This is a genomic window from Streptomyces sp. NPDC017979 (assembly GCF_044328175.1).
Taxonomy (GTDB): Bacteria; Actinomycetota; Actinomycetes; order Streptomycetales; family Streptomycetaceae; genus Streptomyces.
Window position 1 is genome coordinate 37,490 of record NZ_JBIRGU010000005.1, and the last position, 22,807, is coordinate 60,296.

The following is a 22,807-nucleotide window of genomic DNA, read 5'->3' on the forward strand; positions in this document are numbered from 1 at the left end:
GGGGGCCTGTCGAAGCTGTGGATAACTCATCGGGGAGGATCACCTCCATGACCGCCATCGAGCACGGGGCCGCCGCCGAGCCGGACCCCGTCGACCGGAGCCGGACCGTGGCCGTGGTCGGCGCCGGCACCATGGGCCAGGGCATAGCCCAGGTGGCCCTTGCCGCGGGTCATCCCGTACTCCTCTTCGACGCCGTCGAGGGCAGGGCCGCCGAAGCCGTCGCCGCCGTCGCGGCCCGATTGGACCGACTCGTCGAGAAGGGCCGGACGTCCGCCGCCGAGCGGGACGCCGCCCGCGCCCGGCTCCGCCCCGTCGACGACCTCTCCCAGCTCGCCGACGCGGCCCTCGTCGTCGAAGCCGTCGTCGAGCGCCTCTCCGTCAAGCAGGAGCTGTTCACCGCGCTTGAGCAGGTCGTGGCGGAGGACTGCCTGCTCGCGACGAACACCTCCTCGCTCTCCGTCACCGCCGTCGCCGGCCCCCTCAAGCGCCCCGGCCGGCTGGTGGGACTGCACTTCTTCAACCCCGCCCCCCTGCTCCCGCTGGTCGAGGTCGTCAGCGGCTTCGCCACCCAGGAGGAGTGCGCGGCGCGCGCGTGGGCGACGGCCGCGGCCTGGGGCAAGACCCCGGTGCACTGCGCGGACACCCCCGGCTTCGTCGTCAACCGGGTCGCCCGGCCCTTCTACGCGGAGGCGTTCGCCCTCCACGAGGAGCGGGCGGCCGACCCGGCGACGATCGACGCGGTGCTGCGCGAGTGCGGCGGCTTCCCCATGGGCCCGTTCGAGCTGACCGACCTGATCGGGCAGGACGTGAACGAGGCCGTCACCCGCTCCGTATGGGAGTCCTTCTTCCACAGCCCCAAGTTCACGCCGTCGCTGGCACAGCGACGGCTGGTGGAAGCGGGCCTGTTGGGCCGCAAGTCGGGCCGCGGCTGGTACGACCACGCCCCGGGCGCCGAGCGGCCGCAGCCGCACACCGCACCGCCCGCGGACCCGCCCCCGTACGTCGTCGTGCACGGCGCCGACGGGCTCACGGCCGAACTCCTGGAGCTGATCGCGGACGCCGGGATCTCCGTACGCCAGCCGGCCGACCCACGGGCCGGCGACGGCCTGAAGCCGTCCGACGACCTCGAACCGTCCGGCGGTCTGGAGCCGTCCGACGGCCCGGGACTGCCCGACGGCCTGGAGCTGCCCGGTGGCGGCCGGCTGGCGCCCGTCGACGGGGCCTTCGCCGGGGCCACGGGCGCCGACGTCGTACGGTTCGACCTCGCGCTCGACTACCGGACCGCCACCCGGATCGCCCTCGCCCCCGCCGCGGCCGCCCGCGAAGGCACCCTCCGGGAGGCGATCGGGCTCTTCCAGGCGCTCGGCAAGGAGGTCAGCGTGATCGACGACGCACCGGGCATGATCGTGGCCCGTACGGTCGCGATGCTGATCGACGTCGCCGCCGACGCGGTCGCCCGGGGCGTGGCCACCGAGGGCGACGTGGACACCGCCATGAGGCTCGGGGTCAACCACCCCCTGGGGCCCTTCGAATGGGACCGCCGGCTGCCCGGGACGTGGGCGCACGACCTGCTGACCGAACTGCACGGCGCCGTCCCCACGGGGCGCTACGCGCCGGGCCCGGCGCTCGGCCGACGGACTTTCGATGGTGTCGACGGTGAGGGAGCCGACGCATGACCACCGCCAAGCGGGACACGTACACGCCGGAGACATTGCTCTCCGTCGCCGTGCGGATCTTCAACGAGCGCGGCTACGACGGCACCTCCATGGAGCACCTGTCGAAGGCCGCCGGCATCTCCAAGTCGTCGATCTACCACCACGTGGCCGGCAAGGAAGAGCTGCTGCGGCGGGCCGTGAGCCGGGCGCTGGACGGGCTCTTCGGCATCCTCGAAGAGCCGGGGGCCCAGCGCGGCCGGGCGATCGAACGCGTCGAGTACGTGGTGCGCCGCACCGTGGAAGTGCTGGTGGCCGACCTGCCCTACGTGACGCTGCTGCTGCGGGTGCGGGGCAACACCAAGACCGAGCGGTGGGCGATGGAGCGCCGCAGGGAGTTCGACCAGCGGGTGGTGGACCTCCTGAAGGCGGCCGCGGCCGACGGCGACCTGCGCGCCGACGTGGACACCCGGCTGGCCACCAGGCTGCTGTTCGGCATGGTGAACTCGCTGGTGGAGTGGTACCGCCCGCACCCCGGCGGCGGGTACGAGGGCGACCAGGTGGCCGAGACGGTCGTACGGATCGCCTTCGACGGGCTGCGGAAGGACGCCGGGCCGGCCTGAGGCCGGCCCGGGCCCGCTGCGTCAGTCGGGGTCGACCGTCGCCTCCTCGGCCGCCGCGTCCGCGCTCCCGTCGAGGTCGGTCTCCTCGAAGACCAGCAGGGTGCGCGTGGACAGCACCTCCGGGATGGACTGGAGCCGGGTGAGGACCAGCTCGCGCAGGCTCCGGTTGTCCGGTGCGTGGACCAGCAGCAGAACGTCGAAGTCGCCGCTGACCAGCGCGATGTGGGCGGCCCCCGGCAGCGCCCGGAGCTGCTCGCGCACGGTCCGCCAGGAGTTCTGGACGATCTTGAGCGTGATGTAGGCGGACGCGCCCTGCCCCGCGCGTTCCTGGTCGACGCGCGCGCTGAATCCGCGGATCACGCCGTCCTCGACGAGCCGGTTGATCCGGGAGTACGCATTGGCGCGCGAGACGTGCACCCGCTCGGCCACCGACCGTATCGACGCCCGTCCGTCGGCCCGCAGGATGCGCAGGATGTCCTGGTCAATGGGGTCGAGCGGGCGGGGCGGCAGCGGCTCGCCGGAGCCCCTCCCGGCCGCGCCGTCGGCCATTTGTTCAGCTGGCATGTCCCCCTGCCTTCCCGGTGTGGACGACCTGTGCACATCACAAGTTGTGGAGAACCGTTTGTCCACAGGCTGGGGCCGCCTGTAGCCAAAATGCGCCGACGACCGAACAATCGGTAGGTGAGGCGGACCACAGCCGGCCGCTTCCTTCGTCGCTCCCACGAGGAGGTGTTCGCGTTGCGCAAGAGCAGCAGCATGACCGTGCAGGAGCTGCCCGACTCCCCCGCCTACCGGCCCACCCCGCCCCCGGCCTGGAAGCCGCGCACCGACCCAGCGCCCCTGCTCCCCGACCCCGAGCCCTTGCGGGTGCTCGGCACGGACGCGGCGGCCGACGCCGACCCCGAGCTGCTGCTGACGCTGTACGCGCAGCTCGTCCGCGGTCGGAGGTACAACGTCCAGGCGACCGCCCTCACCAAGCAGGGCCGCCTCGCCGTCTACCCGTCCAGCACCGGCCAGGAGGCGTGCGAGGTCGCCGCCGCCCTGGTGCTGGAGGAACGGGACTGGCTCTTCCCCAGCTATCGGGACACCCTCGCCGCCGTGGCCCGCGGGCTGGACCCCGTGCAGGCGCTCACCCTCCTGCGCGGCGACTGGCACACCGGCTACGACCCCTACGAACACCGCATCGCCCCCCTGTGCACCCCCCTCGCCACCCAACTCCCGCACGCGGTGGGCCTGGCGCACGCGGCCCGCCTCAAGGGCGACGACGTGGTGGCCCTCGCCATGGTCGGCGACGGCGGCACCAGCGAGGGCGACTTCCACGAGGCGCTGAACTTCGCCGCGGTCTGGCGCGCCCCCGTCGTCTTCCTCGTGCAGAACAACGGCTTCGCCATCTCCGTGCCGCTCGCCAAGCAGACCGCCGCCCCCTCCCTGGCCCACAAGGCCGTGGGGTACGGCATGCCCGGCCGCCTCGTCGACGGCAACGACGCGCCCGCGGTGCACCAGGTCCTCGCCCAGGCCGTGGCGCGCGCCCGCGCCGGCGAAGGGCCGACCCTGATCGAGGCGGTGACCTACCGCGTCGAAGCCCACACGAACGCGGACGACGCCACGCGTTACCGCGCCGCCGACGAGATCGACCCCTGGCGGGACCACGACCCGATCCTGCTGATGGAGCGGGAGCTGACCGACCGCGGCCTGCTGGACGACGAGCGCCGGCGGGCCGTGGCCGACGAGGCCGAGGAGATGGCGGCCCGGCTGCGGCAGCACATGAACGCCGATCCGGCGCTCGACCCGGCGGACCTGTTCGCCGACGTCTTCGCGGAGCCCACCGGCCAACTGCGCGAGCAGGAAGCCCGGCTGCGCGCCGAGCTGGCCGCCGAGGCGGCCGACGCCGACGGGGGGAGCGCGCGATGACGACGGCGACCGGCCCGGCCGGGCGGACGTCCGCGGTGAAGCCGGCCACCATGGCGCAGGCCCTCCAGCGCGCCATGCGGGACGCCATGGCCGAGGACCCCTCGGTGCACGTGCTCGGCGAGGACGTCGGCACGCTCGGCGGCGTCTTCCGCGTCACCGACGGACTCGCCGCGGAGTTCGGCGACGACCGCTGCACGGACACCCCGCTCGCCGAGGCCGGCATCCTCGGCACCGCCGTGGGCATGGCGATGTACGGGCTGCGGCCGGTGGTCGAGATGCAGTTCGACGCCTTCGCCTACCCGGCCTTCGAGCAGTTGGTCAGCCACGTCGCCCGGATGCGCAACCGCACGCGCGGGGCGATGCCGCTGCCCATCACGGTCCGCGTGCCCTACGGCGGCGGGATCGGCGGCGTCGAGCACCACAGCGACTCCTCCGAGGCGTACTACATGGCCACCCCCGGGCTGCACGTGGTCACCCCCGCCACGGTGGCGGACGCGTACGGGCTGCTCAGGGCGTCCATCGCGTCGGACGACCCGGTGGTGTTCCTGGAGCCCAAGCGGTTGTACTGGTCGAAGTCCACCTGGTCGCCGCAGTCGCCGGCGCCGGTCGAGCCGCTCGGCCGGGCCGTGGTCCGCCGCCCGGGGCGCAGCGCCAGCCTGATCACGTACGGACCTTCGGTCCCGGTGTGCCTGGAGGCGGCGGAGGCCGCGGTCGAGGAGGGCTGGGACCTGGAGGTGGTCGATCTGCGGACCCTGGTGCCGTTCGACGACGAGACGGTCTGCGCGTCCGTCCGGCGCACCGGTCGCGCGGTCGTCGTCCACGAGTCCACGGGCTTCGGCGGCCCGGGCGGGGAGATCGCGGCGCGGGTCACCGAGCGCTGCTTCCACCACCTGGAGGCGCCGGTGCTGCGGGTGGCCGGTTTCGACATCCCGTATCCACCGCCCATGCTGGAGCGGCACCATCTGCCCGGAGTGGACCGGGTGCTGGACGCGGTGGCGCGGTTGCAGTGGGAGGCGGAGAGCTGACATGGCCCAGGTGCTGGAATTCAGGCTGCCCGATCTCGGGGAGGGGCTGACGGAGGCGGAGATCGTGCGCTGGCTGGTCTCCGTGGGCGACGTGGTCGCCGTCGACCAGCCCGTGGTCGAGGTGGAGACGGCCAAGGCGATGGTGGAGGTGCCCTGTCCCTACGGGGGCGTGGTCACCGCGCGCTTCGGCGAGGAGGGCACGGAACTGCCCGTGGGAGCGCCTCTGCTGACGGTCGCGGTGGGTGCGGCGGCCGACGGCACGGCCGGCGCGGCTCCGGCACCGGCGGCGGCGGAAGCAGCCGAACCGGCCGGGACTGCTGGAACGGCCGGGACGGTCGAGGGCGCCGAGAAGGCACCCGGTAAGTCCGGGGAGTCGGCCGCGAAGCCTGCTGGGGAGTCGTCGTCCGGCAATGTGCTCGTCGGGTACGGGACGGGGGCGCCCGTGGCCCGGCGTCGTAGGGTCAGGCCCGATTCCGCGGCGGCGTCGGCTGCCGGCCCCGCTGCTTCGGCGCAGACCGCACAGGCCGTGCCGAGCATGCAGACCATGCAGACCGCGCAGGCCGGTCCGGTGCCGGTGATCTCCCCGCTGGTGCGTCGGCTGGCCAGGGAGAACGGCCTCGACCTCCAACGGATGACGGGCTCCGGTCCGGACGGGCTGATCATGCGCTCCGACGTGGAGCACGCGGTGCAGGCCGCCGCCACGGAAGCCCGGCCCGTGCCGACGGCCGCTGCTTCCGGGCCGGTGGGAGAGCGCGTGCCGCTGCGCGGGGTGCGCGGGGCCGTGGCCGACAAGCTGTCCCGCAGCCGTACGGAGATCCCCGACGCCACCTGCTGGGTCGACGCGGACGCGACGGAGCTGATGGCCGCGCGGGCCGCGATGAACGCCGCGGGAGGCCCGAAGGTCTCCCTGATCGCCCTGCTCGCCCGGATCTGCACGGCCGCGCTCGCCCGCCATCCGGAGCTGAACTCCACGGTCGACACGGCCGCCCGGGAGATAGTGCGGCTCCCCTCGGTGCACCTCGGCTTCGCCGCGCAGACCGAACGCGGGCTGGTCGTGCCCGTGATTCGCGACGCCCACGCCCGGTCGGTCGAGTCGCTGACCGAGGAGTTCGCCCGGCTGACGGAGGCGGCGCGGCGCTCGGCGCTGACGCCCGCCGAGCTGACGGGCGGCACCTTCACCCTGAACAACTACGGGGTGTTCGGCGTCGACGGGTCCACCCCGATCATCAACCACCCGGAGGCGGCCATGCTCGGCGTCGGCCGGATCGTCCCCAAGCCGTGGGTGCACCAGGGCGAGTTGGCCGTCCGTCAGGTCGTCCAGCTCTCCCTCACCTTCGACCACCGGGTCTGTGACGGCGGCACGGCCGGCGGCTTCCTGCGCTACGTCGCCGACTGCGTGGAACACCCCGCGGTGCTGCTGCGCACGCTGTGACGGCGGCCGTGCGCACGTTCCGACGGCGCACGGCGGCCGGGCCCCGCCCACGACCCGACGGCGGCCGGGGCCGGGGCGGGCCCCGCGCGGAGAGCGAGCGGAACCATACTCATGGCATGACCGCAGGACTCACGGCATGACCGCGGGCACGACCGCGACCCCCGGCGATCCCGAGTCGCCCCCCGCCACCGGCCATGACGTCACCAGCCACGACGCCACCGGCCATGACGTCACCGGCCACGACGTCGTCGTCCTGGCCGGCGGAGGTGCGCGACGGCTCGGCGGGGCGGACAAGCCCGCGTTGAGCGTGGGCGGGCGCCCCCTGCTCGACCGGGTGCTCGGCGCCTGCCGGGGCGCCGTCCGCACCGTGGTCGTCGGCGGGCGTCGGCCCACCGCGCGGCCCGTGCTCTGGGCCCGGGAGGACCCGCCGGGCGGCGGCCCGCTCGCCGCACTCGACGCCGGGATGCGCCGACTCGCGCAGGGGCCCGCTCCCGTGCCCGGGCCCGAGCCGGACGTCGTGCTGGTGCTCTCCGCCGACCTGCCGTTCCTCGGCGGGGCTACCGTACGGGGGCTGGTGGCCGCCCTCGACCGGAGCGGGCGCGAGGGCGTGCTGCTGGTCGACGCCGACGGGCGGGACCAACCGCTGGTGGCCGCCTACCGGCCGGAACCGCTCCGCCGCGAGCTCGCCCTGCTCGCCACCGAGTACGGCACACTGGCCGGGCTGCCGCTTCGGCTGCTCACCCACGAGTTGGACCTGGCCAGGACCGGAGCCGACCCGCTGGCGTCCTTCGACTGCGACACCTGGGCGGACATCACCGCGGCCAGGTCCCTGATCAGGGAGCATGGCAACGTGCTGGACGAATGGATCACCGCAGTCAAGGACGAACTCGGCATCGAGCTCGACGTCGACACCAAGGCCCTGCTGGACCTGGCGCGGGACGCCGCACACGGCGTCGCCCGCCCCGCCGCACCGCTCACCACCTTCCTGGTCGGGTACGCCGCGGCGGCGTCGTCGGCAGGCGGGGGCGGCCCCGAGGCAGTGGCGGAAGCCACCCGCAAGGCCACCGCGCTCGCCCTGCGCTGGGCGGCGGAGGCCGAAGAGGCCGCCGACGGCGAACGGGCCGACGAGGGATGAGCGCGTCCGGCGGGGAGGGCACGAAGCACGGGCGGGGGCCGTACAGGGAGTCCGACGGAGTCAAGGACGGCGTCAACGGCGGCATCGGCCACGGCATCGACGACGCCGTCGACGACGGCGTTGAGGAAGCCCTCGCGCTGGTCGGCCGGCAGGCGCGCGGGCCGCAGACGCCCCACCGGGACCCCGAGCGGGGCGGGCGACCGGGCCCGGAGGCGGCCGGGCGGCAGTCCCGCCCGGCGATGCCCTGGCCGCAGGCGCGCCGGCGCGCCGCGCGCACCGGCCGAGAGGCGGGAGCCCGCCGTACGACCGGCTCTTCGCCGGCCGAGGGCCCCACCGGTGTCGACGGCATGCGACGGGTGCCGTTGGCGCAGGCCGTCGGACTGGTGCTGGCCGAGGAGCTCACGGCGCTCTGCGACCTGCCGTCCTTCGACACCTCCGCGATGGACGGCTGGGCCGTCGCCGGGCCGGGCCCCTGGACCGTCGACCGGGAAGCCCCCGTACTCGCCGGGCTCGGTGACGCCCCCGCGCTCCCCGACGGTGCGGCCGTACGCATCGCCACCGGCGCCCGGATCCCGCCCGAGACCACCGCGGTGCTCCGCAGCGAGCACGCCCGGACCGACCCCGACCAGCGCCAACTCTCCGCCGACCGGCGCGTCGTGCCCGGGCAGGACATCAGGCCGCGCGGCCAGGAGTGCCGCTCCGGCGACCGGCTGCTGCCCGTCGGGACCGTGGTGACGCCCGTCGTGCTGGGGCTCGCCGCGGCGGCCGGCTACGACGAGGTGGCCGTGGTCTCCCGCCCCCGCGTCGAGGTGCTGGTCCTCGGCGACGAACTCCTCGGCGAAGGGCTGCCGCACGACGGGCTGATCCGGGACGCCCTCGGGCCGCTGCTCGCGCCGTGGCTCCGGCTCGTCGGAGCCGAGGTCATCGCCACCCGTCGGCTCGGGGACGACGCCGGTGCGCTGCACCGCGCCGTGACCGGCTCCAAGGCGGATCTGCTGCTCACCACAGGCGGCACCGCGGCCGGCCCGGTCGACCACGTCCACCAGGTGCTGGCGCGGGCCGGCGCCGAACTGCTGGTGGACTCCGTCGCCGTACGGCCGGGACACCCGATGCTCCTCGCTGAGTTGCCGCCAAAGGGCAAGGGCGGCGCCCGCCATCTGGTGGGGCTGCCGGGCAACCCCCTCGCGGCGGTCTCCGGGCTGCTCACGCTCGCCGGGCCGATGCTCCGCGGGCTCGCCGGCCTGCCGGAACCCGATCCGTACACCGCACCCGTACGGGACGAGGTCCCCGGCCACCCGCACGACACCCGGCTCGTGCCGATCGTGCACCACGACGAACTCCTGGTGCCGCTGCGCTTCAGCGGTCCGGCGATGCTCCGCGGCGTGGCGGCGGCCGACGGGCTCGCGGTCGTACCCCCGGGCGGTGCCCGGCCGGGGGACGAACTGGAGGTGCTGGACCTGCCGTGGAGCCCTTGCTGAGTGAGGGTGTTTCACGTGAAACACCCTCAGTGACCGAGCCCGGTGATCCGGCCCAGTGATCCGGCCCGGTGACCCGGTTCGGTCCCCGGGCGATCGGGCTCAGTACTCGGTCTGCTCCCGGCTGATGGTGATCAGTCGATCGCCGAACTGGAGGGCGGCGACCTCCGGGTCCGCGTAGTCCATCATCTTCTTCCGCCGCACGACGGCCACGACGAGGTCCACGCACTCGCGCGGCGACTTGCCGACCTCGTCCTTGCCGACGGACCGCTCCGCGAGGCTCAGCCCGGTGCCGTGGCTCATCAGGTCCTCCAGCGTGTCCGCGACGTGCGGACTGGCCGTGGAGACGCCGAGCAGCCGACCGGCTGAGCTGGAGCTGGTGACCACGGTGTCCGCCCCGCTCTGCTTGAGCAGCGGGACGTTCTCGTCCTCCCGCACGGCGACGACGATGGTGGCGCGGCGGTTGAGCTGCCGGGCGGTGAGGGTGACCAGGGTCGCGGTGTCGTCCCGCTGCGGGGCGATGATGACCCGGGCGGCCGACTGGAGTTCGGCCTTGAGGAGCGTACGGGAGCGGGTGGCGTCGCCCTGGACGGCGACCAGGCCGTCGATGCTCGCCGCGTCGACCGACTTCTGCTGCGGGTCGACCACGACGATCTTCTCCTTGGGAATGCCCTGGCCGACCAGCGTCTTGATGGCGTGCCGCCCCTTGGTGCCGTAGCCCACGACCACCACGTGGTCCTGCATCCGGGCCCGCCAGCGGTGCACCCGGACCTGCTGGCGGGTGCGCTCGGTGAGGACTTCCAGGGTGGTGCCGACCAGGATGATCAGGAACACCACGCGCAGCGGCGTGATGATGAAGATGTTCGTCAGCCGGGCCGCGTCGCTGACCGGGGCGATGTCGCCGTAGCCGGTCGTCGAGAGGGTGACCGTGGTGTAGTACGCGGCGTCCAGGAAGTCGACCTTGCCGTCGGCGTTGTCGTTGTAGCCGTCGCGGTCGAGCCAGACCAGCAGGGTGGTGACGGCCAGCACCAGCAGGGCCATCGCGAGCCGGCGCAGCACCTGCTGGAGCGGCGGCACGACGGACTGCGCCGGCATGGTGATGGAGCGGCCGGCTTCGGCGTCGTCCCTCGCCTCCTTGCGGGAGCGGGCCCAGACGGAGCGCAGGATCGAGATCTTTCCCGCCGTGGAAGGGGGATGGTCGTCGTCCTTCATCGGGTCTCTCCTGTGGCGTTGGCCTCGTCGCGGGACATGGGTGACCATGGTCCCGGATCTCTCCGGGTAAGTCTCGCCGGATCCGACCGTTGGAGGCTTGGCTTGCGCGACCACACGATCATCGTCGGCTTCGGCACTAAGGGCCGTTCCGCGATCCACACGTTGACGGCGACCGGGCTGCCGAAGGAGCAGATCGTCGTCATCGACCCCAGCGGCAAGGTCATCGACGCGGCAGGCGGCGAGGGGTTCGCCGGGGTGGTCGGCGACGCGACGCGCAGCGGCGTGCTGATGCGGGCCGAGGTGCAGAAGGCGCGACAGATCGTGATCGCGACCCAGCGCGACGACACGGCGGTGCTGGTCACCCTGACGGCGCGACAGCTCAACCCGGAGGCGAAGATCGTCGCCGCCGTGCGGGAGGAGGAGAACGCCCCGCTGCTGCGCCAGTCCGGCGCGGACGCGGTGATCACCAGCGCGAGCGCGGCGGGACGGCTGCTCGGCCTGTCGGTCCTCAGCCCCAGCGCGGGCGCGGTGATGGAGGACCTGATCCAGCAGGGCAGCGGGCTCGACCTGGTGGAACGCCCGGTGATAAAGGCCGAGGTGGGGCGGAACGTCCGGGACACCGACGACCTGGTGGTGAGCGTGCTGAGGGGGCACCGGCTGATCGGGTACGACGATCCGGCGGCGAGCCCGTTGCAGCTCACGGACCGCCTGATCACGATCGTCCGGGCGAGCGAAGGCGCTTCCGACGGCGTGTGACGGCGTGCCCGACGGCGCGGCCCGCCGCTCCGACGACGGGCGGGCGGCCCGGCACGGGGTCCGCTGCGCTCGGCCGGCGCTCGATACGTTGAGGTCATGAAGGCAATCACGATTCCGCAGCCGGGTGGGCCGGACGTACTCACCTGGACCACCGTGCCGGACCCGGAGCCGGGACCGGGCGAGGTCCTCGTCGACGTCGCGGCGAGCGCCGTGAACCGGGCCGACCTGCTCCAGCGGCAGGGCCACTACGACCCGCCGCCCGGCGCCAGCCAGTACCCGGGCCTGGAGTGTTCGGGGCGCATCGCGGCGTTGGGGCCCGGGGTCGGCGGCTGGGAGGTGGGCAGTCCGGTGTGCGCCCTGTTGGCCGGCGGCGGTTACGCGGAACGGGTGGTGGTGCCCACGGGCCAGCTCCTGCCCGTGCCGGAGGGGCTGTCGCTGCGGGACGCCGCGGCGCTGCCGGAGGTCACCGCGACCGTTTGGTCCAACCTGTTCATGATCTCCCACCTCCGCCCGGGTGAGACGGTGCTGATCCACGGCGGCGCGAGCGGGATCGGCACGATGGCCATCCAACTGGCGAAGGCCGTCGGGGCGAAGGTCGCCGTCACCGCCGGCAGCCCGCAGAAGCTGGCGCGCTGCGCGGAACTGGGCGCGGACGTCCTGATCGACTACCGGCAGCAGGACTTCGTGGAGGAGCTGCGGAAGGCGACGGACGGGGACGGCGCCGACGTGATCCTCGACATCGTCGGCGCCAAGTACCTGGACCGCAACGTGCGGGCGCTCGCGGTGAACGGACGGCTGTCGGTCATCGGGCTCCAGGGCGGCGTCAAGGGCGAGTTGAACCTCGCGACGCTGCTGGGGAAGCGGGCGGCCGTGACGGCGACGTCGCTGCGGGGGCGTCCGCTCGCGGAGAAGACGGCGATCGTCGCGGCGGTGCGGGAGCACGTGTGGCCCCTGGTCGAAGCGGGCCGGGTGCGACCGGTGATCGACCGGACCTTCCCGCTGAAGGACGCCTCGCTGGCGCACCAGGCACTGGAGTCCGGCACTCCCGTGGGCAAGGTCCTCCTCACCGTGGAGTGAGATCCGTGCCCCCGGCGGTAGAAGGCCGACGGGGCCGAGGAGTCCGAAGGAGGACCCGAGAAAAGCCGCTGCGGGCCCGTCCGGTGCATCCGGCGGGCCCGCAGGGACGTGCGCGGTCCTCAAAGCGCGTACGGCCTACGAACGCGAGCCGCGACGAGCGCGTACGGCCCACGCGTGCGTACGGGCCGACGGATACGTACGGCCCATGCGTGCGTACGGGCTTCCTACGGCTACGGGCTACAGGTACGGGCCGGAGCGCAGCGCGCCGCCGGCCGGCTGGTCCTCGTGGGAGGCGCCGGGCGGCAGGGCGCGGCGCATCTGCTCCAACTGCGCGCGGGCCGCCATCTGCTGGGCGAACAGCGCGGTCTGGATGCCGTGGAACAGCCCTTCCAGCCAGCCCACGAGCTGGGCCTGGGCGATGCGCAGCTCGGCTTCCGAGGGGACCGCCTCGTCCGTGAAGGGCAGCGAGAGCCGCTCCAGCTCCTCCACCAGCTCCGGCGCGAGCCCGTCCTCCAGCTCCTTCACGGAGCTGGCGTGGATCTCCTTGAGGCGGACCCGGCTCGCCTCGTCGAGAGGAGCGGCGCGGACCTCCTCCAGCAGCTGCTTGATCATGCTGCCGATACGCATGACCTTGGCCGGCTGCTCGACCATCTCCGTCACCGGGATCTCGCGCGACTCGTCGTCGCCGCTGCCCCCGCCGAGAGCCATGCCGTCCTGCCCCACGACGAGAACGTGGGGATTCTCCTGCGAGCTTTCATTCCTCGGCATTTCCATGCCGCCATTCTCTCGCACGGACGCGTCAATACGCGGCGTGCCCCCGTACGGGAGTGATCACTCCCGTACGGGGGCACGGCCCCGGGCACAAAACCGCTGGTGGTCGATCTCCGCTGCGGTGCCGGCCCGGTGCGACCGGCGCTACCGGGCTCCGGCGCTACCGGCCCGCGGCGCCACCGGTCGGACGCCGCGGCGCCACGACCCGGGTCACGACGCCTCGCGACGGGCCAGCGCACCGCGCGAGCGGGTCAGCAGGGCCGCCAGCAGCGCGGCGCCCAGCGGGACCGCGATGATCAGCGCGCCCAGGGTCCCCCACGGCAGGACGAGCGGGATGTAGGGCTCCGGACCCGGGGAGTAACCGGAGTCCAGCGCCTGCTGGTACCACTTCATCTCGTCGCGGCGCTCGGTGAGCAGCAGCCCGATCGCCGGCAGCACGCCCGCCGCCGACCCCAGGACCACGCCCATCGTGGACACCACCCCGCACTGGAACCCGCTGAGCGTACGGCGCACCCGCGGCGGGGCGCCCACGGCCGACAGCGTCTTCAGGTCCGCCTCGGCATCCGCCTGGGCGAGGCCGGTGGCGATGCCCGCGGCACCGATGGTGATCAGCCCGGCGAAGACGGCCAGCGCCAGCAGGACGATGTTGGCCTCGGACTCGTACCCCTTCTCGATGTGCAGGGCGATGTCCGTGCCGATCTTGGACAGCGCGTCGTCGACGCCCTGCTCCTCCTTGCTGGTGGGCAGCCGGTCGGTCGAGAAGTAGGTGCCGAACGGGACGGCCTTGAGGCCGGCGGCGCTCACGGCCGAGGGCGGCAGCACCGTCGTGATGCCGTAGCTGTTCACCGACTCGGGCGCCTGGTGGACGGCGAAGGACTTGATCTCGCCCGGAGGCTCCTTGCCCGCCTCGTACGCCTTGTCGGCGGCCTTCGAGTCGGTGATGATCCGGAGGGCGAGCTTGCCGGCGGAGTCGATGTTCTGCTTCTCGAACGACACGACCCTGCCCTCCTTGAGGGCCTTCACCGTCGCCTCGTCCTTGATCCCGAGCACCGTCAGCAGCTTCTCGTCGGCCACGACGACGTCGGTGCCGTAGAAGGAGCCGTTGCCCAGGTCGCAGCGCCAGTCCTTGGCGAGCTTGCGCCGCTCGGCGACCGTGAACTTGGACGCCGGGTCCTCGTTGTTCGGACCGGTGGCGTGCAGCGGGCACTGGTTGGCCTTGGGGACGACGATCTCGTACCGGCCGCAGCCGTCCTCGCCGCCGTACTGGGTGCAGCGGTCCTTGCCGACCGCGATCCGGGACAGGTCGGCCCGGACGTCCACCGGGAACCCGCGGTGCGCGGCGTCGCGGATCGCGGGCACGTCCCGCGGGTTCTCCTCGTCCACGACGGCGATCACACCGCTCGGCATCGTGGGCGTGTACCGGGCGCGCTGCTGGGCGTCGCTGCTCGCGGTGTACGTGGCGACGGCGACCGTGCCGGCGACCGCGGCGAGCACCGCGGCCACCGCCGGGGCCGTGCGCCCCCGGTTGCGCACCGCGTCCCGCAGGGCGAGCCGCGGCGACAGCGGCAGGAACCGACCGAGCCGGCCGAACAGCCCGACCAGCGCCGGGGTCAGCGCGACCACGCCCAGCTCGGCGACGCCGGCGCCGAGGCCGACGATGGCGAAGCTGTCGAACAGCAGCGAGCCCGCGAGTGCGACCGCGGTGCCGAGGGCCACCCCGATCAGCCCGAGGACCGGCAGCACGCGGCCCGTCTTGCGGACGCCGCGGCGCCCGGTGAGCGAGGTCAGCACGGACTGGCGGGAGGCGGTGACGGCGGGGACGAGCGCGGCCATCGTGCCCGTGAACACCGCCAGCAGCGCGATGCCCAGCAGCTCCAGCGGCCGTACGTCGAAGCTGCCGAACCGCTCGCCCATCTGGCCTTCCAGCACCGGCTGGAGCAGCACGGCGAGGATGGTGCCGGCCACGGTGCCGACCACGGCGGCGGCCGCACCGATCACCAGACCGCCGGCGAGCACGATGGCCCGGATGTGGCTGCGGGCACCGCCGTTGGCGCCGACGAGGCCGAGCTGACGGCGCGAGCGCCGGGCGCCGACCGCGAAGGCGGGGCCGGCCAGCAGACAGATCTCCAGCAGGGCGAGGCCGACGACGGTGGCGATCGCCGCCAGCGCCGCGGCGTCCGCGCCACGGCTCGACTCGTACGAGGCGTACGGGGACTTCTTGTAGTACGGGACGTCCGAGCGGGCCGGCGGGTCCATGGCCACCTGGCGGGACTCGACCAGGACGCCCTTGGCGTTGGCCTCCTTGACCATGTTCCACGTGAAACCGCCCTTGACGGCGACCAGATAGGTCGTGTCCAGGTGGCTCTCGGGCAGGTCGGCCTTCTCCAGCGCCTTGTTGAGCGGCCCGAGCAGGGCGCCGGGGAGCGCGTTGACCTGGTCCGTCTTCAGCGCGCTGGGCAGCTCGTACGCACCGACGATCCGGTACTCCCGGTCGAAGTTGCGCATCGTGAGCTTGTCGCCGACGGAGAGGCCGCTCTTCTTCAGGAAGGAGGTGGTGGCGGCGACTTCCTCGGCGCGCTCCGGGAACCGGCCCTTCTCCAGGGCTGCGATCCCCTTCGCCATCGGGTCCGCCGTCTTCAGCTCGCGGACCTCGGTGTTCATCAGACCGTGCTCGGTGTTGACCTTCGCCCGGCCCACGGTGTCCGTCAGGGTCTTCGCCCCTGCGGGCAGGCCCTTGGTGACATCGCCCTTGCCGTCCGGCCAGGGCTTGTTCTCGAAGTTCTCGACCGTGTCGTACATGTCGCCCGCAGGATCCTGCAGGATCGGCACGCCGCCCATGCTGGGGTCGCTGAGGACGGCGTCGGCGGCGCCGAGTTGGCGCGCCATCTTCTCCGTGGTGGAGAGTTCGGCGCTGCGCAGGGTCAGGTCGGCAGCGCTCACGCCCATGATGGGCAGGGCGATCATGGCGAGGACGAGGAAGCTGCGTCCCTTGGCGCGCCAGGCGTCGCGGCGGGCGATCCGCAGGGCGGCCCGCCAGGAGTGGAGCCAGGTCTTCACAGCTCGGCCGCCTGGCCGGTGAGGAGGGAGTCGGCCTCGGAGCGCACGGTCTGGTCGACGACCGCGCCGTCCCGCAGGAAGACGACCCGGTCCGCCCAGGCCGCGAAGCGCGGCTCGTGGGTGACGAGGACGCCGGCGGCACCCGCGTTGCAGCGGGCCCGCAGCAGCGCGAGCACGGACTCGCCGGTCTCGGAGTCCAGCGCGCCGGTCGGCTCGTCGGCGAGCACCAGTCGCCGGTCGCCGACCAGCGCGCGGGCTATCGCCACCCGCTGCTGCTGGCCGCCGGACATCTCGTCCGGGAACCGGTCGGCGAGGTGGTCGAGCTCCATCTCCGCCAGCGCGGCCAGCGCTTCCACCTTGGCCTTGCGGGCGGAGACGCCGTCCAGCTCGCGCGGCAGGGAGATGTTCTCCGCGGCGGTCAGCGCCGGGATGAGGTTGTAGTCCTGGAAGACGTAGCCGATGCTGCGGCGGCGCAGCGCGGCGAGCGTCTTGCGGTTGGCGGTGGTGATGTCCGTGCCCTCGACGATGACCCGGCCCGAGCTGGGCATGTCGAGCCCGCCCGCGATGGTCAGCAGCGTGGACTTGCCGGAGCCGGACGGGCCCATCACGGCGACGAGTTCACCGGGGAAGACGTCGAGGTTGATGCCGCGCAGCGCGTGCACCTCGGTGGCCCCGCTGCCGTGCACCCGGGCCAACTGCTGGAGCTGGAGCACCGGACTCGGTGAGCCCTGGGACGGCTGTGACTCCTGTGGCTGTTGTGACTGCTGAGGGCTGGTTTGGGACATGGGTTGGGTATCCCCCTTGAGCGGACGGTTCTGAGCGGCTGGCCCGGCGCGTGTTCGGCGGGAACGGGGAAGGTTCCGGTCCGAGCGGGCGGTACGGGTGTTCCGTACGGCCTGGCGGGACGGTCGGGGCCGCTGGCGGGACGGACCGGGGCGAGGGGCCGAGGTCCGGGTGGGACGGGACGGTCGGTGGTGCGGGTGGCGCAGGTGGTGCGGGTCGTGCGTGCGGGTGGTGCAGGTAGTGCAGGTGGTGCGTGCAGGTGGTGCGTGCGTGCGGGTGGTGCGGGTGTGGTGCGGTCAGCCGCGGCGGGCGCGGCCGGTGGGCCCGGCGGGGCCGGTGGTCTGGGAAGACGAGCCGACTTCGGAGCGGCCGGTGGCCTGGACGGGCGCGGTGGCCTGGGCGGGTGCGTGCGCTCTCCGATCGGCCGTGGCGGAGAGCCGGATCAGCCGGGACTCGCAGTGGTCGAGCCAGCGCGCCTCGGCTTCGGTCTGGAAGATCAACTGCTCCAGGACCAGGAGCCAGGCCACGTCGTTCCGCTCCCGACCGGACCCCCCGCCCTCCAGCGCGGCCAGCGCCTGCGCCTTGAGGCGGGTGTAGTCCTGCATGGCCTTCACGGTGTGGTGGCGCTGGGCCTGGATCACCGCGCGGATGTCGACACCGGGCGCCCCGATCGCCATCGCCAGCTTGATGGACAGCTCGTCGCGCGGCGGACTGGTGCGGTCCACCGGCGCCTCGAACCAGCTCATCAGCTCACGGCGCCCCGTGTCGGTGATGACGTACAGGTCGTGGCCCGCTTCGTCCGCGCCGTCCTGGGTGACCATGCCGTCGCGTTCGAGGCGGTTGAGCGTGGTGTACACCTGGCCGACGTTCAACGGCCAGGTCGCCCCCGTACGCGCCTCGAACTCCGTACGGAGCTGAGACCCGTACCGAGGCCCGTGTTCTAGCAGGGCAAGCAGCCCGTGGCGGATCGACATACTGAGTATGTATACCCGGTATGGAGCTGCTCGGCCAACCGCCGCCAGACGGACGTTGGACGTCCGACTCAAGGGGGAGGGACGGAGTACGTACGGGGGAGCGCGCGGCGCCGGGCCCCTCGTCCGAGGGATCCCGCAGCGCTCAGCGCCGCCTCAGGCGCACGCCGAGGAAGCCGATGCCGAGCCCCATCAGGGCCATGCCCACGCCCAAGGAGACGGGGGAAACCTGCTGTTCGGCCGCGGTGCCCACGGGCTGGGCGGGCCGTTGGCGGGCGGCGGTGGGCGCGTTGGCGGTCAGTTCGGGCCGCGGGTCGGCGCCGGGGTCCGACCGTGCGTCCGGGTCGGCGTTCGGCTCCCGTTCGGCCGCGCCGTCGCCGTACGCCTCCTCGTCCGGGGCGTCCGCGGCGGCGTCCGGGTCACTGGGACGGGACTGTGACACGGACGCGTCACCGCCTCCGTCCGCGTCCCGGTCCGCACCCCCCTCCGTCCCCGCGCCGGCGGTACGGTCCGGCGCCCACGGCTCGACGGGCTCCGGCTCGACGGGCTGCGGTGCGGCCGGCTGGAACGGGTCGGGGTCCGCGGGGCGCGGAGGCCGACCCGGCCGGGGGCGCCCCTCGCCCGCGAGCCGCCCCGCGAAGGAGGCCGTGGGGTCGGGAGCGGGCGCGGTGGCCGCGGCCGGCACGGCGGCGGGCGGGCTCCCGGGGGCCGCAGCGCCGGGCCCGAGGTCGTTCGCGTGGGCGAGCGGGGAGGCCAGCACCAGCAGCGAGCCGACGGTGATCGCGCAACGCTTGCGGAGTGTGGGAATCACCGGGGTGAAGCCCCTCCCGTGCGGGCCGCGCGGTGGCGGCGGACGGCCGTGATCACGGACTCAGGTTCACACGCCGCCGTCTTTCCGGCATCTCGGGAGGAATTGCCGACTCTCGGGCAGACGGAGACCGGGCCGAGACCCAACTCGGCAACGGCCCCGCGCGACAGCCCCCGAAGAGCCCCGGCAACGGCCCCGGCAGCAGTCCGGGGCGCCCCTCCTACGGCCTGCTCAGCCGGCCTTCCCCGTGGAGACCTTCAGCTCGAACTCCTGGCTCCTGGGGGTGACGGCCGTGTTCGGGCTGGGGAACTGGTCGACCACCGCGTCCTTCGGGTACTGCGGGTTGTCGACCTCGGTGAGCCGCCACGTCCAGCCCGCCGCCCGCAGGCAGTCCTTCACCGAGAGCACGTCCCGGTACCGCAGGTCCGGCGCGTACACCTTCGACGGGTCGTCGCTGTCCTCCGTCGCGTCGCTGCACTTGTCCGCGTCGAGCTTGCGCGTGCGGTCCGGCGGGATCACGCCGTCCGAGCCCGTGTTGTCCGCGGAGGCGGAGGCGGTGGGGTCGCCGCTGCGGCCCGCTTCGTCGTCCTTCTTCTTGTCCGGGTCGGTGAACGACTGGACGATGCCGATCACCAGGAACAGCCCGAGGATCCCGCTCACGATGATCAGCGCCGCGGTCTTGCCCCGACCGCCGCGACCGCCGCCCCGGCCGGCGCCCCCGACGGTGTGCGGCTGCGGGGAGACGGCGTACGGCGCCGGCGTGGGCACCCCCGCGCCGTGCTGCCCGTGCTGGTTGGGGTGTCCGTGCCCCACGCCCTGCCCGTGCGCCACACCCGCGTGCCCCGTCTGCGGATACCCCTGCGCCGCGTGCTGTCCGTGCTGCTGCTGCGGATAGCCGTACGGCTGCGGCGTCGGCTGTACGGGCGGCGGCGTCGCCGGTCCGTACGGCCCCGGCGCGGGCTGGTAGGGCGCCTGCACGCCGTGCGGCGCGGCCCCCTGGGCCGCGCCCTGCCCCAGCGGCGGGAACACCGCGGAGCCCACGCCGGACCCGCTCGACGGCGCCGGCGTCCCGCTGACGATCACCGGCGCCGCGCTCTGGCCCGCGCTCGCGACCCGCAGCACCTCGGTGCGCATGGCGTCCGCGCTCGGGAAGCGCTCGTTCGGGTTCTTCCGCAGCGCCCGCAGCACGAGCGCGTCCATCGCCGGAGTGATCGAGCGGTTGATCGTGGAGGGCGCGACCGGCTCCTCCTGGACGTGCGCGTACGCGATCGCCAGCGGCGAGTCCGCGTCGAACGGCAGCCGCCCGGTGAGCAACTGGAAGAGCATGATCCCGACCGAGTACAGGTCGGAGCGGGCGTCCACGCCCCGCCCGAGCGCCTGCTCGGGCGACAGGTACTGCGGGGTGCCCACCACCATGCCGGTCTGCGTCATCGAGGTGACGCCCGACTGCACGGCCCGCGCGATGCCGAAGTCCATCACCTTGACGACCCCGCGCTTGGTGACCATCACGTTGCCCGGCTTGATGTCCCGGTGGACGAGCCCGACCTCGTGGCTGGTCTCCAGCGCGGCCAGCACGTCCGCGGTGACCTTGAGCGCCCGGTCCGCCGGCATCGCGCCGTGGCCCTGCACGTCCGTCTGGAGCACGGAGCCCAGCGGCTGGCCCTCGACGTACTCCATGACGATGTACGGCATCGGTGCGCCGCCGAGCACGTCCTCGCCGGTGTCGTAGACGGACACGATGTTGGTGTGCGAGAGGTTGGCCACGGCCTGCGCCTCGCGCCGGAACCGCTCGCGGAAGGACTGCTCGCGGCTCAACTCGGTGTGCAGCGTCTTGATCGCGACCTGGCGGGCCAGCGCCGTGTCGTAGGCGAGGTACACGGACGCCATGCCGCCCTCGCCGAGCAGGTCGCGGAGTTGGTAGCGACCGCCCGCGATCGAAGCGCCCACGTGGCGGCCCTGCGTGCCGTCCTGGCTCATGGTTCTGCTTCCCCCCCCGGCGTGAGGAGCCGGCGCGCCCGGAGGCGCGCCCGTCGGCGGCTGCTCACGCGACGATCCGTTTCGATCCGCTCCGCGCTCGACCTGTGGTGCGTGTGGTGCCCGTGTCGTGGTGTCCAGGGCGCCGGTGCGCGTGATCGTGCTCCGGTGCCCCGGCCAGTCTGCCCGAGCCGCGCGCTCCGACGTCAAGTCGGGTGCCCGTTCCGTGACCGTAACCACGCGAAGCGTCCTGGAAGCGTTACCGGAACACCACCGGAATTTGCGTGGCCGTGCTCACAGCGGGTTTGATGACCGGTCCGTCCCGGGCGGTCATGTCGTATGAAGGCTGTAGCGTGAGGCAACGGAACGCACCGCGACTCCGTTATATGGACGCACCCCCTTAACAGAAGCTCCCACGAACCCCTCACAATCACCCAGAGCGCACGGCGACACCCGCCGCGGAACCCGCCGCAACGGCAAGTGCGCCGGCGCGGCGGGCAGTACGACGGACAGGCAGTACGGAAGCCCCGGCACCGGCGCTGATGCACGACGGCTCCACTGACAACGGACAACGGACGGCGAGGACTGATGGCACCCGAACCCGAAGCAGGCGGCCGCGGTGTGCCGGACTCCGGGGACGCCTGGGGCATCGGCGGACTGGTCGGCGACGGTCGGTACCGGCTGAGCTACCGCCTCGGACGCGGCGGCATGGCCGAGGTGTTCGCGGCCGAGGACGTACGGCTGGGCCGGGACGTCGCGGTGAAGCTGCTCCGTACGGACCTCGCCGAGGACCCGATCGCCAAGGCCCGCTTCACCCGCGAGGCACAGTCCGTCGCCGGGCTGAACCACCACGCGATCGTGGCGGTCTACGACTCCGGCGAGGACGAGGTGGCCGGCCAGTCCGTCCCCTACATCGTGATGGAGAAGGTCGTCGGCCGGACGATCCGCGATCTGTTGATCAACGCGGAGGCGCCGCCGGTCGAGCAGGCGCTGATCATCGTCTCCGGCGTCCTGGAGGCCCTGGCCTACTCCCACCAGCACGGCATCGTGCACCGCGACATCAAGCCGGCGAACGTCATCATCACCGACTCCGGCGCGGTCAAGGTGATGGACTTCGGCATCGCCCGCGCCCTGCACGGCGCGTCCACGACGATGACGCAGACCGGCATGGTCATGGGCACCCCGCAGTACCTGTCGCCCGAGCAGGCGCTCGGCAAGGCGGTCGACCACCGCTCCGACCTCTACGCGACGGGCTGTCTGCTCTACGAACTGCTGGCGCTGCGCCCGCCGTTCACCGGCGAGACCCCGCTCTCCGTGGTGTACCAGCACGTCCAGGACACCCCGGTGCCGCCGTCCCAGGTGCTGGACTCGGTGCCGCCGGAGTTGGACGGCCTGGTGATGCGTTCCCTGGCGAAGGACCCGGACGACCGGTTCCAGAGCTCGGAGGAGATGCGCGGACTGGTGCAGTACGCGCTCCAGATGCTTCAGCAGGCGGGCGGCCACAGCGGCAGTTGGAACACCGGCCCGGTCGACGCGTACGGACAGGGCGCGACCGCCGGCGGGTTGGCCGGCATGACCGGTGCGACCGCCGTGCACCCCGCGGCGCACGGCCGCGGCGAGACCTCGCAGGGCCCGATACTGCCTCCGGTGAATCCGGACGACGGCGGCTTCACGGGCTACAACGGCCGGCCGGGCGGCGGCCGTCGGCGCGGCAAGGTGTGGCTGGTGGCCGCGCTCGCGGTGATCGCGGTCGTGGTGGGCGTCGCCTTCGCGGTGAAGGCGACCGAGGAGCCCGGCAAGCCCAAGGACGACACCAAGGTGTCCGACGCGCCGACGCAGCGGGAGACCACGTCCCCGACGGCCGAGACCAAGCCGTCGAAGGACGAGGAGCGGGACGAGAGCCCCTCGTACCACAACACCCCGCGGTGGCCCACCTCCAGCAAGACGTACAAGCCGACGCAGGACGTGAAGCCGTCCGACGACGTCAAGCCGTCGGACGACGTGAAGCCGTCGGACGACGTGAAGCCGTCCGACGACGTGCCGACCCAGCCCACCCAGTCCGAGAACCCGGGCGCCTCCAGCAACCCCGGCAACTCGGGCGGCCCGGACCCCGAACAGCCCCCCGGCGGCAACAACGGCTAGCCG

At 73.3% G+C, this 22,807-nt stretch carries 17 protein-coding genes and 1 pseudogene; 10 read left to right on the forward strand and 8 right to left on the reverse strand.

The window, feature by feature from the left end:
- Positions 1-47: 47 nt before the first annotated feature.
- Together ACH4E8_RS15775 and ACH4E8_RS15780 are read left to right on the forward strand one after the other, a co-directional pair.
- The gene (locus tag ACH4E8_RS15775; RefSeq protein WP_398448400.1) at positions 48-1,676 is read left to right on the forward strand and encodes a 3-hydroxyacyl-CoA dehydrogenase; all 1,629 of its coding nucleotides are present in this window, start codon (positions 48-50) and stop codon (positions 1,674-1,676) included.
- Positions 1,673-2,275, forward strand: a complete 603-nt coding sequence (locus tag ACH4E8_RS15780) for a TetR/AcrR family transcriptional regulator (protein ID WP_398448402.1) — start codon at positions 1,673-1,675, stop codon at positions 2,273-2,275. Before ACH4E8_RS15775 ends, ACH4E8_RS15780 begins: the two co-directional genes overlap by 4 nt.
- Before the next feature lie 21 nt (positions 2,276-2,296).
- On the opposite strand, the gene ACH4E8_RS15785 is transcribed toward ACH4E8_RS15780, so the two are convergent.
- Positions 2,297-2,839 (reverse strand): Lrp/AsnC family transcriptional regulator, encoded by a 543-nt coding sequence (locus tag ACH4E8_RS15785; RefSeq protein ID WP_398448404.1) that lies wholly within the window; start codon positions 2,837-2,839, stop codon positions 2,297-2,299.
- A 192-nt stretch (positions 2,840-3,031) separates the two neighbouring features.
- Between ACH4E8_RS15785 and pdhA the strand changes: the two genes are divergently transcribed.
- The 5 genes from pdhA to ACH4E8_RS15810 all read left to right on the forward strand — a co-directional run bounded on the left by pdhA (position 3,032) and on the right by ACH4E8_RS15810 (position 9,256).
- The gene (gene pdhA / locus ACH4E8_RS15790; RefSeq protein WP_398449197.1) at positions 3,032-4,186 is read left to right on the forward strand and encodes a pyruvate dehydrogenase (acetyl-transferring) E1 component subunit alpha; all 1,155 of its coding nucleotides are present in this window, start codon (positions 3,032-3,034) and stop codon (positions 4,184-4,186) included.
- On the forward strand, positions 4,183-5,211 hold the full coding sequence (locus ACH4E8_RS15795) for an alpha-ketoacid dehydrogenase subunit beta (protein ID WP_398448406.1): 1,029 nt from the start codon (positions 4,183-4,185) through the stop codon (positions 5,209-5,211). Before pdhA ends, ACH4E8_RS15795 begins: the two co-directional genes overlap by 4 nt.
- A gap of 1 nt (position 5,212) precedes the next feature.
- Positions 5,213-6,643, forward strand: a complete 1,431-nt coding sequence (locus ACH4E8_RS15800) for a dihydrolipoamide acetyltransferase family protein (protein ID WP_398448408.1) — start codon at positions 5,213-5,215, stop codon at positions 6,641-6,643.
- A gap of 136 nt (positions 6,644-6,779) precedes the next feature.
- Positions 6,780-7,778 carry an NTP transferase domain-containing protein gene (locus tag ACH4E8_RS15805; RefSeq protein ID WP_398448410.1) on the forward strand — a complete coding sequence of 333 codons (999 nt, stop codon included), beginning with the start codon at positions 6,780-6,782 and terminating at the stop codon, positions 7,776-7,778.
- Positions 7,775-9,256: a molybdopterin molybdotransferase MoeA gene (locus tag ACH4E8_RS15810; protein WP_398448412.1), complete on the forward strand. Its 1,482-nt coding sequence runs from the start codon at positions 7,775-7,777 to the stop codon at positions 9,254-9,256. The genes ACH4E8_RS15805 and ACH4E8_RS15810 overlap by 4 nt, the downstream gene beginning before the upstream one ends.
- A gap of 99 nt (positions 9,257-9,355) precedes the next feature.
- On the opposite strand, the gene ACH4E8_RS15815 is transcribed toward ACH4E8_RS15810, so the two are convergent.
- Positions 9,356-10,465, reverse strand: a complete 1,110-nt coding sequence (locus ACH4E8_RS15815; RefSeq protein WP_398448414.1) for a potassium channel family protein — start codon at positions 10,463-10,465, stop codon at positions 9,356-9,358.
- An 87-nt stretch (positions 10,466-10,552) separates the two neighbouring features.
- Between ACH4E8_RS15815 and ACH4E8_RS15820 the strand changes: the two are divergent.
- Together ACH4E8_RS15820 and ACH4E8_RS15825 are read left to right on the forward strand one after the other, a co-directional pair.
- Positions 10,553-11,221, forward strand: a pseudogene (locus ACH4E8_RS15820) (potassium channel family protein); the annotation flags it as partial.
- A gap of 96 nt (positions 11,222-11,317) precedes the next feature.
- Positions 11,318-12,298, forward strand: a complete 981-nt coding sequence (locus ACH4E8_RS15825) for an NAD(P)H-quinone oxidoreductase (protein WP_398448416.1) — start codon at positions 11,318-11,320, stop codon at positions 12,296-12,298.
- A 237-nt stretch (positions 12,299-12,535) separates the two neighbouring features.
- On the opposite strand, the gene ACH4E8_RS15830 is transcribed toward ACH4E8_RS15825, so the two are convergent.
- From ACH4E8_RS15830 to ACH4E8_RS15855, 6 genes are all read right to left on the reverse strand, one after another.
- Complete coding sequence (locus ACH4E8_RS15830) at positions 12,536-13,072, reverse strand: bacterial proteasome activator family protein (protein ID WP_398448418.1); 537 nt, start codon at positions 13,070-13,072, stop codon at positions 12,536-12,538.
- Positions 13,073-13,279: 207 nt separating this feature from the next.
- The gene (locus ACH4E8_RS15835; protein ID WP_398448420.1) at positions 13,280-16,126 is read right to left on the reverse strand and encodes an FtsX-like permease family protein; all 2,847 of its coding nucleotides are present in this window, start codon (positions 16,124-16,126) and stop codon (positions 13,280-13,282) included.
- Positions 16,123-16,911, reverse strand: coding sequence for an ABC transporter ATP-binding protein (locus tag ACH4E8_RS15840; protein ID WP_398448422.1), 789 nt, complete (start codon positions 16,909-16,911; stop codon positions 16,123-16,125). Before ACH4E8_RS15840 ends, ACH4E8_RS15835 begins: the two co-directional genes overlap by 4 nt.
- 294 nt (positions 16,912-17,205) lie before the next feature.
- On the reverse strand, positions 17,206-17,883 hold the full coding sequence (locus ACH4E8_RS15845) for a PadR family transcriptional regulator (protein WP_398448424.1): 678 nt from the start codon (positions 17,881-17,883) through the stop codon (positions 17,206-17,208).
- A gap of 142 nt (positions 17,884-18,025) precedes the next feature.
- Positions 18,026-18,691 (reverse strand): hypothetical protein, encoded by a 666-nt coding sequence (locus ACH4E8_RS15850; protein ID WP_398448426.1) that lies wholly within the window; start codon positions 18,689-18,691, stop codon positions 18,026-18,028.
- Positions 18,692-18,919: 228 nt separating this feature from the next.
- On the reverse strand, positions 18,920-20,665 hold the full coding sequence (locus ACH4E8_RS15855; RefSeq protein ID WP_398448428.1) for a protein kinase: 1,746 nt from the start codon (positions 20,663-20,665) through the stop codon (positions 18,920-18,922).
- A gap of 585 nt (positions 20,666-21,250) precedes the next feature.
- Here ACH4E8_RS15855 and ACH4E8_RS15860 point away from each other — a divergent pair.
- Entirely contained in the window at positions 21,251-22,804 is a 1,554-nt protein-coding gene (locus tag ACH4E8_RS15860) for a protein kinase (protein WP_398448430.1), read from the forward strand.
- Positions 22,805-22,807 lie beyond the last annotated feature (3 nt).

Bases quoted from the DNA above. Each gene is read 5' to 3' on its own strand.
- pdhA (WP_398449197.1), top strand. From the start codon at position 3,032: ATGACCGTGCAGGAGCTGCCCGACTCCCCCGCCTACCGGCCCACCCCG.
- ACH4E8_RS15825 (WP_398448416.1), top strand. From the start codon at position 11,318: ATGAAGGCAATCACGATTCCGCAGCCGGGTGGGCCGGACGTACTCACC.
- ACH4E8_RS15795 (WP_398448406.1), top strand. From the start codon at position 4,183: ATGACGACGGCGACCGGCCCGGCCGGGCGGACGTCCGCGGTGAAGCCG.
- ACH4E8_RS15805 (WP_398448410.1), top strand. From the start codon at position 6,780: ATGACCGCGGGCACGACCGCGACCCCCGGCGATCCCGAGTCGCCCCCC.
- ACH4E8_RS15775 (WP_398448400.1), top strand. From the start codon at position 48: ATGACCGCCATCGAGCACGGGGCCGCCGCCGAGCCGGACCCCGTCGAC.
- ACH4E8_RS15840 (WP_398448422.1), bottom strand. From the start codon at position 16,911: ATGTCCCAAACCAGCCCTCAGCAGTCACAACAGCCACAGGAGTCACAG.
- ACH4E8_RS15785 (WP_398448404.1), bottom strand. From the start codon at position 2,839: ATGCCAGCTGAACAAATGGCCGACGGCGCGGCCGGGAGGGGCTCCGGC.
- ACH4E8_RS15830 (WP_398448418.1), bottom strand. From the start codon at position 13,072: ATGGAAATGCCGAGGAATGAAAGCTCGCAGGAGAATCCCCACGTTCTC.
- ACH4E8_RS15810 (WP_398448412.1), top strand. From the start codon at position 7,775: ATGAGCGCGTCCGGCGGGGAGGGCACGAAGCACGGGCGGGGGCCGTAC.
- ACH4E8_RS15815 (WP_398448414.1), bottom strand. From the start codon at position 10,465: ATGAAGGACGACGACCATCCCCCTTCCACGGCGGGAAAGATCTCGATC.
- ACH4E8_RS15845 (WP_398448424.1), bottom strand. From the start codon at position 17,883: ATGTCGATCCGCCACGGGCTGCTTGCCCTGCTAGAACACGGGCCTCGG.
- ACH4E8_RS15780 (WP_398448402.1), top strand. From the start codon at position 1,673: ATGACCACCGCCAAGCGGGACACGTACACGCCGGAGACATTGCTCTCC.
- ACH4E8_RS15860 (WP_398448430.1), top strand. From the start codon at position 21,251: ATGGCACCCGAACCCGAAGCAGGCGGCCGCGGTGTGCCGGACTCCGGG.
- ACH4E8_RS15800 (WP_398448408.1), top strand. From the start codon at position 5,213: ATGGCCCAGGTGCTGGAATTCAGGCTGCCCGATCTCGGGGAGGGGCTG.
- ACH4E8_RS15855 (WP_398448428.1), bottom strand. From the start codon at position 20,665: ATGAGCCAGGACGGCACGCAGGGCCGCCACGTGGGCGCTTCGATCGCG.